This is a genomic window from Streptomyces sp. NEAU-174, assembly GCF_052665095.1.
This window is the reverse complement of the sequence record NZ_JBQTCE010000001.1, coordinates 69,318-84,514: the sequence shown is the minus strand read 5'-3', so window position 1 is coordinate 84,514 and position 15,197 is coordinate 69,318. Positions and strand designations below refer to the sequence as shown.

Sequence of the window (15,197 nt, the reverse complement as noted above, 5' to 3'; positions counted from 1 at the left end):
CCGGGAAGCGGGGCCCTCGCCCGTAGCCTTCCTAGAAGCGCCGCGTGATCAGCGCGCGCTTCACCTCCTGGATGGCCTTCGTGACCTCGATCCCTCGCGGGCACGCCTCCGTGCAGTTGAAGGTCGTACGGCAGCGCCAGACGCCGTCCTTGTCGTTCAGGACCTCCAGCCGCTGCTCACCGCCCTCGTCACGCGAGTCGAAGATGAAGCGGTGCGCGTTGACGATCGCCGCCGGGCCGAAGTACTGGCCGTCATTCCAGAACACCGGGCACGACGAGGTGCACGCGGCGCACAGGATGCACTTGGTGGTGTCGTCGAACCGCTCGCGGTCCTCCGCGGACTGGAGCCGCTCACGCGTCGGCTCGTTGCCCGTCGTGATCAGGAAGGGCATCACATCGCGGTACGCCTGGAAGAACGGCTCCATGTCCACGATCAGGTCCTTGAGGACCGCGAGCCCCTTGATCGGCTCGACAGTGATGGGCTTCTCCGGGCTGATGTCCTTGATCAGCGTCTTGCAGGCCAGCCGGTTGCGGCCGTTGATCCGCATCGCGTCGGACCCGCAGATGCCGTGGGCGCAGGAGCGGCGGAAGGTCAGGGTGCCGTCCAGCTCCCACTTGATCTTGTGGAGGCCGTCGAGGACGCGCTCCTTCGGATCCAGGTCGATCTGGAAGTCCTCCCAGACCGCCTGGTCCGAGACCTCCGGGTTGAAGCGCCGGATCCGGAAGGTGACGGTGATCAGGTGCGAGGCGGTGGCGGCGGCCGCCTCGGGGGCCTGGTCGGACTTCTCAAGCGTGGGGGTGCTCATCAGTACTTACGCTCCATCGGCTGGTAGCGGGTCTGCACGACCGGCTTGTAGTCGAGGCGGATGGACTCGGAGCCGTCCGCGCCCACCTCTCGGTACGCCATGGTGTGCCGCATGAAGTTGACGTCGTCGCGGTTCGGGTAGTCCTCGCGGTAGTGGCCGCCGCGCGACTCCTTGCGGGCCAGGGCGGAGATGGCCATGACCTCGGCGAGGTCGAGCAGGTTGCCCAGCTCGATGGCCTCCAGCAGATCGGTGTTGAACCGCTTGCCCTTGTCCTGGACGCTCACGTTCTTGAAGCGCTCGCGCAGGTGGCCGATCTCCTCGACGGCCTCCTTGAGTGTCTGCTCGGTGCGGAAGACCATGACGTTCTTGTCCATGGTCTCCTGGAGCGCCTTGCGGACCTCGGTGACCCGCTCGGTGCCGGTCGCGTCGCGCAGGTTCTCGACCTGGGCCTGGACGAATCCGGCCGGGTCCTCCGGGAGCTCGACGAAGTCGGCCGTGGCGGAGTACTCCGCGGCGGCGATGCCCGCCCGGCGGCCGAAGACGTTGATGTCGAGCAGCGAGTTGGTGCCCAGGCGGTTGGCGCCGTGCACCGAGACGCAGGCGACCTCGCCGGCCGCGTACAGACCGGGCACGACGGTGTCGTTGTCCGCCAGCACCTCGCCCTGGACGTTGGTCGGGATGCCGCCCATCGTGTAGTGCGCGGTGGGCTGGATCGGGATCGGGTCCGTGTACGGCTCGATGCCGAGGTAGGTCCGCGCGAACTCGGTGATGTCGGGCAGCTTGGCGTCCAGCTGCTCCGGCGGCAGGTGGGTGAGGTCCAGGTAGACGTGGTCGCCCTCGGGGCCGCAGCCGCGGCCCTCACGGATCTCGGTGTAGATCGACCGCGAGACGACGTCGCGCGAGGCGAGGTCCTTCATGACCGGCGCGTACTTCTCCATGAAGCGCTCGCCGTCCTTGTTGCGGAGGATGCCGCCCTCACCGCGGGCGCCCTCCGTCAGCAGGATGCCCATGCGCCAGATGCCGGTCGGGTGGAACTGGAAGAACTCCATGTCCTCCAGCGGCAGCCCGCGCCGGTAGGCGACCGCCTGGCCGTCACCGGTGAGGGTGTGGGCGTTGGAGGTCACCTTGAAGAACTTGCCGCAGCCGCCCGAGGCGAAGACGACGGCCTTCGCGTGGAAGACGTGCAGCTCGCCGGTGGCCAGCTCGTACGCCACCACACCGGCGGTGCGCTTGACCCCGTCGACCTCGGTCATCAGGAGGTCCAGGACGTAGAACTCGTTGTAGAACTCCACGCCCTCCTTGACGCAGTTCTGGTACAGCGTCTGGAGGATCATGTGGCCGGTGCGGTCCGAGGCGTAGCAGGACCTGCGGACCGGGGCCTCGCCGTGGTTGCGGCTGTGGCCGCCGAAGCGGCGCTGGTCGATGGTGCCGTTCGGGGTCCGGTTGAACGGCAGGCCCATCTTCTCGAGGTCCAGGACCGAGTCGATGGCCTCCTTCGCCAGGATCTCGGCGGCGTCCTGGTCGACCAGGTAGTCACCGCCCTTGATCGTGTCGAAGGTGTGCCACTCCCAGTTGTCCTCCTCGACGTTGGCGAGGGCGGCGGCCATGCCGCCCTGCGCGGCGCCGGTGTGGGACCGGGTCGGATAGAGCTTGGTGAGCACCGCGGTGCGGCTGCGCTTGGTCGACTCGATGGCCGCGCGCATCCCGGCCCCGCCGGCGCCGACGATGACGGTGTCGTACTTGTGGATCTTCATGAGTGGATACCTCAGCCCCGGGGCCTAGCGGATGTTCGGGTCGAAGGTGAAGATCACCAGAGTGCCGAGCACGATGGTGAATCCCGCCGCCGTGTAGAGCAGCGCCTTCAGCCACAGGCGGGTGTTGTCCCGCTCCGCGTAGTCGTTGATGATCGTGCGCAGGCCGTTCGCGCCGTGCAGCGTGGCGAGCCAGAGCATGATCAGATCCCATGCCTGCCAGAACGGCGAGGCCCAGCGGCCGGCCACGAAGGCGAAGCCGATCTTGGTGACACCGCCGTCCAGCACCAGCTGGATCAGCAGATGGCCCAGGACCAGGACGACCAGCAGGACGCCGGACAGGCGCATGAAGAGCCAGCCGTACATCTCGAAGTTCGTCCGGGTCGCCCTGGGCGTCTTACGGGTGCGGGCCCGCGGCGGCTCGATGACCGGGGCCGGGTGATCCACGTCGTACGCGCTGACCGCGTCGCTCGCGGGGGTGGTGGTCTCGGCGGACATGTGCGTCAGCTCCCGAACAGTTCGCGCAGCGTGTGCTGGAGGACCGGGTAGAAGGCACCGGCCATCAGCACGACCCAGATACCGACGACGCCCCAGAGCATCTGACGCTGGTACCTCGCGCCCTTGGACCAGAAGTCGACGGCGATGACGCGAAGGCCGTTGAGGGCGTGAAACAGGATGGCGGCCACCAGGCCGTACTCCATCAGGTTCACGACGGGATTCTTGTACGTGGCGACCACGTCGTCGTACGCCTCGGGCGAGACGCGGACCAGCGAGGTGTCCAGCACATGTACGAACAGGAAGAAGAAGATGAGGACGCCGGTGACTCGGTGAGCCACCCAGGACCACATGCCTTCCCGGCCGCGGTACAGCGTTCCAGCCGGCACGGAAAAACCCTCCGGAAGCGGGATTGGGGCCTGCCGGCTTCGGGGTCGGTCGGGCCCGGCCGGGTACGGTCCACCGGCCCTGGCCATCGTACCGACGTGTTGTCGGAGGGTTCCTCCGGGGGGCTCAAGTGTGATCGATCAAGCACGGACGGGCGATCATGCGATCCGGAACCCGGGCACTTCCGGCGAACGGGATCGATTTCCGGTCAGCCGGACCAGTCTGCCGCGGGCGATGCGCCGCAGCTCCTCGGCGGTGTTGTCCCGCTCCCGTTCCTGCTCGTTGCCCAGCCGGTCCCGGATCCCGGTCAGCAGCCGGTCCAGTCGCTCCTCGGGCCGCAGACCATCCAGACAGATGACGAAAACGTGACCGAATCGACGCTCGTACGCGTCGTGGGCGGCCTGGAGCGCGGTGTGCGCGGCCAGCGACCCCAGGCTGTCAGCGGGCGGCAGCTCATGGCCGACGACCGACTCGTCCGCGAGCGCCTCGTCCAGATCGGCGGGGGTGAGGTCATAGCTGGCCTCGTCCCCGGCGGCCAGCAGCGCCTCCAGATCCGGGTACGGGCGGTGGGCCGCGATCAGCCGGGCCCAGCGGCGGCTGCCGCAACAGGCGAGAAGCGCGGCCTCGGCCGCGTCGGCGGGGGCGGTGTTGAGCCGGTCGAGGCGGGAGGCGGCGGCGCGGGACCTGGACCTGGACAGCGTGGACTCCTCGGACACGCATGAGGCGCGCATGGGAACGGACGCCCGGGAGAAAGGGACCCGGGGGAGGCGTGGGACACATGGGCTGGGCGCGTGAGCAGTACACGCTAACGACGCGGGGAGGCGGGTGTGCCGGAGGGAACGCGATATCACCCGAACGGGGAGGTTTTATCGCATGCGGTGGACGGCATTCGGGGCGGAGGGCGTTTTTCGGCCATACGCGGCCGAACGCCCGAAGCGGGGAGGCCCGAGGAGGAGGTACACCGCCATGGGATTGCCGCTCAGAGCCACCAGGGCGACCTGTGTCCGCGGTCTCGTCGCGGGGGCCGTCGGCGCGCTCGTCCTGACCACCCTCGGCTGTCAGCAGACGGAGGGCGGGCAGGGTACGCCGGGCACCCGCTCGCCCGCGCGGCCCTCGGCGCACGCCACGACGGCCACCTCGGCGCGGTCCCCCTCGGCCGTCCCGCCGCACCGCACGGCGGCCGCCGCGCCGCCCCGCACCATCCCCTCCGTCCGCGACTTCACCCCGGCCTCGGGCCCCGGCTGGCGGCCCGGCGACGACAGCAGGGTGGTGGCCGATCTCGAGGGCCCGCTCGCCGACGAGGCCCGCCTGATCGCCGCGGAGCTGGGGCTGCGCACCACCTCAGGACCCGCCCGCCGCGGTGACCTCTGCCTGGGCCTCGCCCCGAAGGAGAGCGGCGGCCCGAAGGAGAGCGGCGGCGAGGCGTACACCCTGAAGGTCGCGGGCGGCCGCGCCCGGATCACCGGCCCCGCCGAGGCGGGCGTCTTCTACGGCACCCGTACCGTGAAACAGGCCCTTCGCTCCGGCGGCCGGCTCCCCGAGGGCGTGATCCACGACCGGCCCGGCCGCGACCAGCGCGGCCTCAACCTGGACATCGCGCGCAAGTTCTACTCGGTCGGGTGGATCGAGGCCCGGATGCGCGAGATGGCCGATCTCAAGCTCAACCAGCTGGCCCTGCACTTCTCGGACGACCAGGGCTTCCGCATCCAGAGCACCAGCCACCCCGAGATCGTCTCGACCCCGCACCTCACCAAGGACCAGGTCCGGCAGATCGTCGCGCTCGGGCAGCGGCTGCACATCACCGTCATCCCCGAGATCGACTCGCCGGGCCACCTCGGCGCCGTCATCCGCGCCCATCCGCAGCTCCAGCTGCGCAACGCGGGCGGCACCACCTTCCAGGGCTCGGTGGACATCTCCCATCCGGCCGCGGCCCGCATCGTCGACGACCTGATGCGCGAGTACGCCCCGCTCTTCCCCGGCCGCTGGTGGCACCTGGGCGCCGACGAGTACCTCGCGCTGACCGTCAAGGACCCCCAGGCGTCGTTCCCCAAGCTGGCGGCCGCCGCCAAGCGGGAATACGGCCCCAGCGCCCGGGTGCAGGATCTGGTCACCGGCTGGCTGAACGACCGAGCCCGGCTCGCGCGGCAGCTCGGCAAGCGGCCCAAGGCGTGGAACGACGGCTTCTTCGCGGGCGGCGTCGTCCAGCCCGCCAAGAACATCGAGGTCGAGTACTGGACGGGACGGCTGAAGGAGACGGCACGGCAGCCGGAGGAGTATCTGAAGGAGGGCCGCGAGGTGGTCAACCTGAACGACTCCTTCCTCTATTACGTGCTCGGCCGGCCCGGCGGCTTCACCTATCCGACCGGGGAACGCATTTACGAGAACTGGTCCCCGGCGGTGCTGCGCGGCTCCACGCCCGTCGCCGACAAGAGCCTGACCGGACCCGACCGGATCCTCGGCGCCCGCTTCGCGATCTGGGGCGACCGGCCCGAGGCCCAGACCCCCGCCCAGGTGGCCCAGGGCATCCGGCTGCCGCTCGCGGCGCTGGCGCAGCGGGTGTGGGACCCCGGGAAGCCGCCGCTGAGCTGGTCGGACTTCACCCGGCTCGCGGAGCGGCTGGGGGTCTGAGCGCGGAAACCTCGCGGGCTCGGAGAGCGCTGCGGGAGGGAGAAAAGAAGGACGGTCGGGGCCGCCACCCCCCACAGGAGAGGCCCCGACCGTCGATCAGGAGAGCCTGGAACAGGCTCGTACCCCTTACAGCGTCGCACGCCTCGATTACGTCACACCTCCCCTTGCGCGAAACCGGGGACTTCACCCCGTTGTCCGGGGCCTGATCCGCTCTGGACGGGACCGGTCGGATGCCCGTAACGTGCAGGTCCGCGCTCTGGGCGCGGTCAGAGGCTTATTTTCTCGCGTGGCCCGGAGCGGTCACGTTCCCAGGGGGACTCAAACGACCATGTATCCGTGTGGGAACTGCCGCGCTGTCGCCGTCGGCCCCGACGGGCGCTGTGCCGCATGCGGGACCTACCAGCAGCAGCTCCAGCAGCCGACCGGCCCCCCGCCGCAGCCGTCCGTCCCGCCGCAGAGCCCGCCGATGCCCGGCGGCTACGGCTACCCGGCCGCTCCGCCGATGGGCATGCCGACCGGCGGGGTCGATCTGCGGCGCGGTCTCTCCACCACGCTCGTCGTGCTGTTCGGGCTGGCGCTGCCCGCGCTCATCTTCCTCCTTGTGGCGCGATCCGGCCAGTACAGCGTGATCGGGGACATGCTGGACGCGGTCGAGGGCAAGTCGGTCTCCATCACCGAGGACGACCTCAACGACGCCGACGACATGTTCACCACGGCCCAGGTCATCTACTCGCTGCTCACCGTCGCGATCGCCGTGGTCTGGGCGATCTGGTTCCGCCGGCTGCGGCTGAACGCCGAGGTCTTCGCCCCCGGCCAGCACCGCTTCAGCAGCGGCTGGGCGGCCGGTTCATGGTTCACCCCGGTGGTCAACCTCTGGTTCCCCAAGCAGATCGCCAACGACATCTGGCGCGCCAGCTCCCCGCAGGGGCCGCAGGCCGTCAGTCGCGGGTTGCTCAACGGCTGGTGGGTCACCTGGATCGTGGCGCTGGTCACCAACGCGGTCGGCGGGATCCGGTACAACCTGCTGCGGGGCAAGGTGGAGGGCGACGACTACGCCCCTTCTCCCTCGGAGGCGAAGAGCGACATCGAGAGCCTGCACTCCATCCTGGCCTTCGACATGTTCGCCATCGTGATCTTCATGGCCGCGGCGGTCCTGGCGCTGCTGCTGGTCCGGCAGATCACCGCGATGCAGGAGCAGCGGGCCTCGCTGCCCCCGCAGATGGCGGGTCCGGCCGCGTACGGAATGCCGTCGCCTAACCCGTACGGCTCCCCGGCCCCCGGCTCCGGGCCGTATGGTGCCCCTCAGATGCCGCCGACCCCGCCGCCCGGCCAGCCCGGTCAGCAGTACCCGCCCTACGGGCAGGGCTAGCCCGCGGGTTACGCCGGAATCGACTGGACCACGGATTCTCCGAGTGGGGCAGGAAGAGAGCGTGCAGGGCGACGACGCGGAACTGACCGCCGCGGTGCTCGCGGCGCAAGAAGGGGACGAGACCGCCTTCCGGACCGTCTACCGGTCCGTGCACCCTCGCCTCCTCGGCTACGTACGCACGCTGGTCGGTGATGGCGACGCGGAGGACATCACCTCGGAAGCATGGCTGCAAATAGCCCGTGACCTGCAACGATTCAGCGGAGACGCGGACCGTTTCCGGGGCTGGGCGGCCCGGATAGCCCGCAATCGCGCGCTGGACCACATACGGATGCGCGGCCGCCGCCCGGCCATCGGCGGCGATGAGTCGGAGCTGGAGTTCCGGCCGTCCGACGCGGACACGGCCGGTGAGGCGATGGAGGCCATCGGCACCGGCAAGGCGCTCGGGCTGATCTCCCAGCTGCCGCAGGACCAGGCCGAGGCGGTGGTGCTCCGGGTGGTCCTCGGCCTCGACGCCAAGAGCGCGGCCGCGGTGCTGGGCAAGCGGCCCGGGGCGGTGCGCACCGCCGCCCACCGGGGTCTGCGGCGGCTCGCCGATCTGATCGGCCCCGCGGCCGGGGGCGATTCGGTGCTCGACGGGGTCCCGGGGCAACGTGAGTCACACGGCGGCGGCGCAACCAAGCCGGGTGCGGCGAAGTCTGCTGGTGTGACGGATTCACGCGCGCCAACGCAGAAGGACATGTGATGGCCGAAGACCACCGCTACAGCTGGCTGGATGACAGTGCCGCGGAGCGGTTGCTTCGCGGCGAACCGGTCGAGGGGCAGCCTGGAGCTCCCGACGGCCGGGGCGACCAGTCGTATGCCGACGCGGAACGGTTGGCGGCCGTGCTCAGCGCCGCCGCCGGCGCGGGCCGTACGGCGGTCCCCTCCGACGCGTCCGCGCTGCCCGGCGAGGAGGCGGCCGTGGCCGCCTTCCGGGCGGCCCGGGTCGAGGCGGGCGCCGGGGCCGGGGCGGGGTCCGTGGCGGGGGCGGAGCCCGTGGCCGGGGCGGTGTCCGTGGCCGAAATGGACATGGCCCGGCGGCCGCACCGGATCCGCCGGTTCAGAGAGAGACAGCCGCGGCTGCGGCGCCCGCTGCGCGCGGGCATGGTCGCGGTCGTGGCCGGATGCGCGCTCAGCGGATTCGCGGTGGCGGCAGCCGCGGGGGTACTGCCGACACCGTTCGGGCAGAGCGATCACACTCCGGGCCCCTCGGTGAGCATGCCGGACGGCGGTTCCGGCGGGGACTCCGCCCATCCGGAGATCTCCGAGGACGGCGGTACGACGACGCCTGATCCCAGTGGTTCGGGCGACAACGATGCCAGCGATGTGGGCTCGAACGGCGCCCAGGGCGGAACGGTTCCCTCCGACCCGGAGGGCGACGGCAAGGGCAAGAACGGTACGTCGAACGGCTCCTCGAAGGGGAAACCCGGCGTTCCGGAGTGGGCCCTGCGCGTCTGCCCGCGCTACCTGGACTCGGAGACGGGTGTGGGCGCGGGCCTCGACAAGAAGTCGCTGAAGAGGCTGACGAAGGCGGCGGGCGGCGCGTCCGCCATCCACGGCTACTGCACGCAGGCCCTGGCCGACGACGGTGCGGGCAGCACCCCGCGCAGCGACGAGAGCACGGGCAGCGGCGGCGACAGCGGTGGCACGGACAGCGGCAACGGCGGGAGCGGCAGCGGCGGCTCCGACGGCTCCGGTTCCGGGTCGGGCTCGGGCTCCGGCTCCGGTGACAGTGCCGGTACGGACAGCGGTGGCGATTCCGGCAGCGATCCGGGAAAAGGTGGCGGGGACGGCGACCCGGCCCCGCCGCCCCCTCCGCCGGACACCACCGACACGCCGACCGACGCCACCACCCCCACGACCGCCGCTGACCCCTTGAAGTCCACGGAGTCGCCGAAGTCCACGGAGTCGCCCGCTTCGGGCGGCCCGACGACCACCGCGGGAACGGGCGCCGACTGAGACTCCGGCACCCAGGTGTGACGTTTTTTTCAGCGGTGACGCTGAAAGAAACGGGCCGACTGGTCATCGGCCGCGCGGGAGCCGAGGTTCCCCCCGTACCGACGGCTCCGCGCATTCGGCGCGGGCAGAGCACGTTCCCCCGGCTCTGCCCGCGCCGCCCCTTTTTGCGCCTAAACCGGCGCCGCTTTCGCGGGCCGGGTGCTCGCCGTCGGGGTTGCTCAATTGATGGTTGCGGGCCTACTTGTAGACCACGACCTTGTCGCCGGCCTTCACCTTCTCGAAGAGGGCGGCGATCTTCTTCTTGTCCCGGACGTTCACACAGCCGTGTGAGGCGCCGCTGTAGCCGCGGGCGGCGAAGTCCGAGGAGTAGTGCACCGCCTGGCCGCCGCTGAAGAACATCGCGTACGGCATCGGCGTGTGATAGATCGTCGAGACATGGTCCCGGCTCTTGAAGTTGACCTGGAACAGCCCCTCCCGGGTCGGGGTGTACTCCGAGCCGAAGCGCACATCCATCGCCGACACCACCCGGCCGTTCACCATCCAGGCCAGGCTGCGGCTGGTCTTGCTGATGCACAGCACCCGGCCGGTCAGGCAGCGCGGATCGGGCTTGGCCAGCGGAAGGGTGGTCGGCGGGTAGAGCTCGTCGCGCGTGGGCGTCTTGGTCGCCGAGCGCAGTGAGGTCCAGGTGCGTTGGCTCACCGAGCCCGTGACCGCGAGGCCGTGGCCCCGCTGGTACGCGCTGACCGACGCCTGCGTGATCGTGCCGAAGTACCCCGTCGGGTTCCGGTGGAAGAGGCCGAGCGCGCGCAGCCGGGCCTGGAGCTCGCGCACCCGGTCCCCGCTGGTGCCGAAGGGGATCACCGGCGGGGCCACCCTCGGCGCGGTGCGCCGCGGCGCGGGAGGGGCCGTGGTGCGCGGCGGGCGCACCGCCACCCGCTTGGGCTTGGCCTTGTGGGTGTACGTGCGCCGCGGCCGGGGCGGCGTCTCGCGCGCGGGCGCGCTCGTACTGGCCCGGGCCTGGGGCCGGTCCTGCCCCCGGCCGTTCACGGTCGCCTCCCCCGGCCGGCACCCGGCGACCAGTGCCGCCGCCGTGGCCGTGGCCAGCGCGGTGCCGACCACCGCTGTCCGGTGCATCCGAACCCCTCCCCTGATCTTTTTGCTCTGAATGCTTCCCGGGGCTGCCGTGGGGCGAACATCGACGCATGCTGTGAACAAGGCCCCGTACCGGGAGAACGCCCGGTATCAGCCATCAGGAGGCGTGACTCATGGCGCGCGAGTCGGAGTCGGGATTCCCCGTCGAGCCGGTGTACGGGCCCGGCGCGCTCAGCGGCTGGGACCCGGCCGGGCGGCTGGGCGAGCCGGGGGAGTACCCCTTCACCCGCGGGGTCTATCCGACGATGTACACCGGCCGACCCTGGACCATGCGGCAGTACGCGGGGTTCGGCACCGCCGCCGAGTCCAACGCCCGCTACCGGCAGTTGATCGAGCACGGCACCACCGGTCTTTCGGTGGCCTTCGACCTGCCGACCCAGATGGGCTACGACTCCGACGCGCCCCTGGCGCACGGCGAGGTCGGCAAGGTGGGCGTGGCCATCGACTCGATCGAGGACATGCGGGTGCTGCTGGGCGGCATTCCGCTGGACCGGGTCTCGACCTCCATGACCATCAACGCGCCCGCGGCCCTGCTACTGCTCCTCCATCAACTCGTGGCCGAGGAGCAGGGCGTGTCCGGGGCGCGGCTGACCGGCACCATCCAGAACGACATCCTCAAGGAGTACATCGCCCGCGGCACCTACATCTTTCCGCCCGTCCCCTCGCTGCGGCTGGTCGCGGACACCTTCAAGTACTGCAAGGCCGAGCTGCCCAAGTGGAACACCATCTCGATCTCCGGCTACCACATGGCGGAGGCCGGGGCCTCGCCCGCGCAGGAGATCGCCTTCACCCTGGCCGACGGCATCGAGTACGTCCGTACGGCCGTCGCCGCGGGGATGGACATCGACGAATTCGCGCCCCGGCTCTCCTTCTTCTTCGTCTCCCGCACCACGCTGCTGGAGGAGGTCGCCAAGTTCCGGGCCGCGCGGCGGATCTGGGCGCGGGTGATGCGGGAGGAGTTCGGCGCCCGCGATCCGAAGTCCCAGATGCTGCGCTTCCACACTCAGACCGCGGGCGTCCAACTCACCGCCCAGCAGCCCGAGGTGAACCTCGTACGGGTGGCCGTCCAGGGCCTGGCCGCCGTCTTCGGCGGCACCCAGTCGCTGCACACCAACGCCTTCGACGAGGCCATCGCCCTCCCGACCGACACCTCGGCCCGGCTGGCCCTGCGCACCCAGCAGGTGCTGGCGCACGAGACCGATGTGACGGCCACCGTGGACCCCTTCGCGGGCTCTTACGCCGTGGAGTCGCTGACCGACGCCGTCGAGGAGGCGGCCGTCGATCTGATGCGGCGGGTCGAGGACCTGGGCGGTGCGGTGGCCGCCATCGAGCGGAACTTCCAGAAGGAGGAGATCGAGCGGAACGCCTACCGGATCGCCCGGGAGACGGACGCGGGTGAACGGGTCGTGGTGGGCCTGAATCGCTTCCAGCTGGCGGAGGAGGCGCCGTACGAACCGCTGCGGGTGGACCCCGAGATCGAGGCCCGGCAGCGCGACCGGCTCGCCCGGCTGCGCGCGGAACGCGACCGGGCGGCGGTGAGCGCGGCGCTGTCGTCCCTGCGGAAGGCCGCCGAGAGCGAGCCGGGCACGGCCAATGTGCTGTACCCGATGAAGGACGCGCTGGCGGCGCGGGCCACGGTGGGCGAGGTCTGTGACGCGCTGCGGGAGGTGTGGGGGGCGTACAAGCCGGTGGACGCGTTCTGAGTACTCCCCGGGCGTCGTACTCTCCGGGCGTCGCTCTGGGGCCGTTGTCGGAGGGCTGGGCGACACTGGACCCATGTCGTCGTCACCCCGCCGCACCTGCCCGGTCTGCACCCGAGAGATCGCGGTCGTCGGCGGGCGCTTCGCCCGCCATGACCCGCCGGGGCGGCGCTCCGCGTACGAGTTGATCTCCTGCCCCGGCTCGCGACGGATCGCGCCGCTGCTCACGACTCCGCCAAAGCTGTTCGGCGAGGAGGAACCCCCGACCCCGGGCCAGCAGGCCCTGTTCTAGGCCACGCCCAGCAGCCGCGAGGCGATCGTCACCCCAGGGCTGGAGGCCATCAGGGCCTCCATCAGCTGGTCGCCGGCCGCCTTGAGGGCCGTGTCGTCCATCGGGCCCAGCGCGTCCAGGACGAACATCGCCCGGGTGGTGTCATGCGTGAGCCGGGTGCGGGTGCACTGGCGCCAGTTCCAGCGGCGGCAGGTGGCGCCCGTGTCGTCCCGCCACACCACCTCGCCCGGTGCCGGGTGCTCGATCACGGGCTCGCCCCCGGCCGTCGTCTCGAAGGTCTCGTCGCCCTCGGCGCGCACCAGCCGGGCCGCGCCCACGTAGTGGTCGAGGTCCTCGCCGCCGAGCGGGATCACATGGCCGACCGAGATCGCGTTGTAGATGTCGGTCAGCCGGTCCACCCGGGGCAGCCCGGCGGACAGCCGGCGCAGCAGGGCCTCCGCGCTGGGCCGGGTGCGCTGCGGCTTCGCGCCGAAGGCGCGGAACGCCTCGCGCCAGGCGGCCAGATGCGGATGCTCCTCCACCGGCCCGTCCCCGAACCGCTCCCGCGCCGCCGACTCGGCGTCGGCCAGGAGCCGCTCGCTCAGCTCGTCGCTGGGCCCGGGAAGCAGCCCCTCGGCGGTGATGAGCAGCGCCCGGTAGTCGGGGCGCAGGGCGAGTACGGCGGGGTCGATGGTGGCGGATGTCAGCCAGGCCGCGGCGTCGAACGTCATGTGGTCCACTATGGCATACGGCGCGGTGCAGTGTGCTGTACGGCTTCGGGGACACATGACCACGCATACGTCCGGCTCCGGCCCGCGCCGCCGGACCCTGCCGGCCGCCACGGGCCGTCGGCCCGCTACCCGGAGGGGCGGTTCGTCGACTGAGCCCGGCGTCCGGGCCGGGGCCTAGAACAGCCCGAGCTGCGCGGTGAGCAAGGCGAGGACGACGACCAGCGACCAGCCGAGCAGATGCTCCAGCAGGTGGTCCTCGCCGTCGGAGGGGCCGCCGGTGCGGGTGTGGAGGCCGGTGCGGCGCGCCGCGATGTCGGTCATGCGGGTGTCCTCTGTGCTCAGCGATGATCGTGATGAACGTGATGGATGTGATGGACGTGATGAAAGGGGCCACCACCGTTGCCCAGGGTGCGTCGAGCGGCGACCTGGGGTAAAGGGGGAGTGGCCGAACTCACCCGAGGAGGTCCACGGTGACCAGCGTCATTCCCAAGGGTCTGGGCGAGCAGATCCGCGCCCTGGCCGGGGGCGAGGTGACCTCCCGTGCGCTGGTGGAGCAGTCGCTCCAGCGCATCGCCGAGACCCAGCCCACGCTCAACGCGTTCCGCCGCGTCCGCGCCGAGGCCGCCCTGCGGGAGGCCGCCGAGGCGGACCGGCGGCTGGCGTCGGGGGAGCGGCTGCCGCTGCTCGGCGTCCCGCTCGCGGTCAAGGACGACACGGACGTGGCGGGCGAGCCCACCGCCTTCGGCTGCTGTGGCGACTTCCCCGCCAAGGCCGAGGACGGCGAGGCGGTACGGCGGCTGAAGGCGGCCGGGGCCGTGATCGTCGGCAAGACCAACACCCCCGAACTGGGCCAGTGGCCGTTCACCGAGGGCCCCGCCTTCGGCGACACCCGCAACCCCTGGAGCCCGGAGCACACCCCCGGCGGCTCCTCCGGCGGCGGTGCGGCCGCCGTCGCCGCCGGTCTGGTCCCCGCCGCGCTCGGCTCGGACGGCGCGGGCTCGGTCCGCATCCCCGCCGCCTGGACGCATCTCATCGGCATCAAGCCCCAGCGCGGCCGGATCTCCACCTGGCCGGACATCGAGGCATTCAACGGCATCACCTGCAACGGCCCGCTGGCCCGTACGGTCGCCGACGCGGCGCTGCTGCTGCATGCCGCGACCGGCAACCACGAGGGGGAGCTGCACCGCCCGGAGCCTGTGGATGTGCTGTCCGCGGTGGGCCGCGACCCGGGGCGGCTGCGGATCGCCCTGTCGTTCAAGACGGCCTTCACCGGCACCCCGAAGAGGCTGGACCCGGTGGTGCGGGCCGCCGTCGTCCGGCTCGCCGAGCGGCTGGCGGCCCTCGGCCACGAGGTCGTGGAGGCCGATCCGCGCTACGGGCTCGTGGGCTTCTCCTTCCTGCCGCGCGCCACCGCCGGGCTCACCGAATGGTCCGGCCGGGTCCCCGATCCGCTGCTGCTGGACATCCGCACCCGCGGCGCCGTACGCAACGGCCGCCTGCTGGGCGGCGCCGCGCTGCGGTGGGCGCGGTCGTTCGAGGAGCCGCTGCGGCGCCAGGTCGGGGCGATCTTCGACCGCTTCGACGTGGTCCTCTCCCCGACGACGGCCACGCCGCCGCTGCGGATCGGCGCCATGGCCGGTCTGTCCGGGTGGCGTACGGATCGAGCCATGATCGCGGCGTGCCCGTACGCCTGGCCGTGGAACGTGCTGGGCTGGCCCGCGATGAACGTCCCCGCCGGGTTCGCCGACCCCGAGCGCGGCACGCTGCCGCTCGGCGCCCAGTTCCTCGGCCCGGCCAACAGCGAGCCCGTGCTCATCTCGCTGGCGGCCCAGCTCGAGGCCGACCAGCGGTGGTATGAGCGCTGGCCCCAGGTGTCCCGCCCCGGCCCACCGTGACCCTTCTCTCACACT

Annotated in this window: 15 protein-coding genes; 7 read left to right on the top strand and 8 right to left on the bottom strand. The window is 71.4% G+C overall.

What is annotated here, in order from left to right:
• Nucleotides 1-31 precede the first annotated feature (31 nt).
• The 5 genes from ACT2CW_RS00380 to ACT2CW_RS00360 form a co-directional block, all read right to left on the bottom strand.
• Nucleotides 32-805, bottom strand: a complete 774-nt coding sequence (locus ACT2CW_RS00380) for a succinate dehydrogenase iron-sulfur subunit (RefSeq protein ID WP_182472485.1) — start codon at nt 803-805, stop codon at nt 32-34.
• Entirely contained in the window at nt 805-2,559 is a 1,755-nt protein-coding gene (sdhA, locus tag ACT2CW_RS00375) for a succinate dehydrogenase flavoprotein subunit (protein WP_164431193.1), read from the bottom strand. Before sdhA ends, ACT2CW_RS00380 begins: the two co-directional genes overlap by 1 nt.
• Before the next feature lie 24 nt (nt 2,560-2,583).
• Entirely contained in the window at nt 2,584-3,054 is a 471-nt protein-coding gene (locus tag ACT2CW_RS00370; RefSeq protein ID WP_037953443.1) for a succinate dehydrogenase hydrophobic membrane anchor subunit, read from the bottom strand.
• Between the two features lie 5 nt (nt 3,055-3,059).
• Nucleotides 3,060-3,440 carry a succinate dehydrogenase, cytochrome b556 subunit gene (sdhC, locus tag ACT2CW_RS00365; RefSeq protein ID WP_037953444.1) on the bottom strand — a complete coding sequence of 127 codons (381 nt, stop codon included), beginning with the start codon at nt 3,438-3,440 and terminating at the stop codon, nt 3,060-3,062.
• A 156-nt stretch (nt 3,441-3,596) separates the two neighbouring features.
• Nucleotides 3,597-4,169 (bottom strand): 2-oxo-4-hydroxy-4-carboxy-5-ureidoimidazoline decarboxylase, encoded by a 573-nt coding sequence (locus ACT2CW_RS00360; RefSeq protein ID WP_445515103.1) that lies wholly within the window; start codon nt 4,167-4,169, stop codon nt 3,597-3,599.
• A gap of 235 nt (nt 4,170-4,404) precedes the next feature.
• Here ACT2CW_RS00360 and ACT2CW_RS00355 point away from each other — a divergent pair, with 235 nt between their 5' ends.
• The 4 genes from ACT2CW_RS00355 (at nt 4,405) to ACT2CW_RS00340 (ending at nt 9,433) form a co-directional block, all read left to right on the top strand.
• Nucleotides 4,405-6,066: a beta-N-acetylhexosaminidase gene (locus ACT2CW_RS00355; RefSeq protein ID WP_445515102.1), complete on the top strand. Its 1,662-nt coding sequence runs from the start codon at nt 4,405-4,407 to the stop codon at nt 6,064-6,066.
• A gap of 328 nt (nt 6,067-6,394) precedes the next feature.
• Nucleotides 6,395-7,435, top strand: coding sequence for a DUF4328 domain-containing protein (locus ACT2CW_RS00350; RefSeq protein WP_445515101.1), 1,041 nt, complete (start codon nt 6,395-6,397; stop codon nt 7,433-7,435).
• Nucleotides 7,436-7,496: 61 nt separating this feature from the next.
• Nucleotides 7,497-8,177 carry an RNA polymerase sigma factor gene (locus ACT2CW_RS00345; RefSeq protein WP_037953450.1) on the top strand — a complete coding sequence of 227 codons (681 nt, stop codon included), beginning with the start codon at nt 7,497-7,499 and terminating at the stop codon, nt 8,175-8,177.
• Entirely contained in the window at nt 8,177-9,433 is a 1,257-nt protein-coding gene (locus ACT2CW_RS00340; protein WP_445515100.1) for a hypothetical protein, read from the top strand. The genes ACT2CW_RS00345 and ACT2CW_RS00340 overlap by 1 nt, the downstream gene beginning before the upstream one ends.
• Before the next feature lie 237 nt (nt 9,434-9,670).
• Here ACT2CW_RS00340 and ACT2CW_RS00335 read toward each other — a convergent pair whose 3' ends face one another.
• Nucleotides 9,671-10,567, bottom strand: coding sequence for a L,D-transpeptidase family protein (locus ACT2CW_RS00335; protein WP_199335690.1), 897 nt, complete (start codon nt 10,565-10,567; stop codon nt 9,671-9,673).
• A gap of 131 nt (nt 10,568-10,698) precedes the next feature.
• Here ACT2CW_RS00335 and ACT2CW_RS00330 point away from each other — a divergent pair, with 131 nt between their 5' ends.
• Both ACT2CW_RS00330 and ACT2CW_RS00325 read left to right on the top strand, forming a co-directional pair.
• Nucleotides 10,699-12,288: an acyl-CoA mutase large subunit family protein gene (locus tag ACT2CW_RS00330; protein WP_445515099.1), complete on the top strand. Its 1,590-nt coding sequence runs from the start codon at nt 10,699-10,701 to the stop codon at nt 12,286-12,288.
• Nucleotides 12,289-12,361: 73 nt separating this feature from the next.
• On the top strand, nt 12,362-12,577 hold the full coding sequence (locus ACT2CW_RS00325; protein WP_037953453.1) for a hypothetical protein: 216 nt from the start codon (nt 12,362-12,364) through the stop codon (nt 12,575-12,577).
• Here ACT2CW_RS00325 and ACT2CW_RS00320 read toward each other — a convergent pair.
• Both ACT2CW_RS00320 and ACT2CW_RS00315 read right to left on the bottom strand, forming a co-directional pair.
• Nucleotides 12,574-13,287, bottom strand: coding sequence for a B3/B4 domain-containing protein (locus ACT2CW_RS00320; RefSeq protein ID WP_445515098.1), 714 nt, complete (start codon nt 13,285-13,287; stop codon nt 12,574-12,576). The genes ACT2CW_RS00325 and ACT2CW_RS00320 overlap by 4 nt on opposite strands.
• 174 nt (nt 13,288-13,461) lie before the next feature.
• Nucleotides 13,462-13,608 carry an SCO1431 family membrane protein gene (locus ACT2CW_RS00315; RefSeq protein ID WP_164431183.1) on the bottom strand — a complete coding sequence of 49 codons (147 nt, stop codon included), beginning with the start codon at nt 13,606-13,608 and terminating at the stop codon, nt 13,462-13,464.
• A gap of 149 nt (nt 13,609-13,757) precedes the next feature.
• Here ACT2CW_RS00315 and ACT2CW_RS00310 point away from each other — a divergent pair, with 149 nt between their 5' ends.
• Nucleotides 13,758-15,182 carry an amidase gene (locus ACT2CW_RS00310; protein ID WP_445515097.1) on the top strand — a complete coding sequence of 475 codons (1,425 nt, stop codon included), beginning with the start codon at nt 13,758-13,760 and terminating at the stop codon, nt 15,180-15,182.
• Nucleotides 15,183-15,197: the final 15 nt, after the last annotated feature.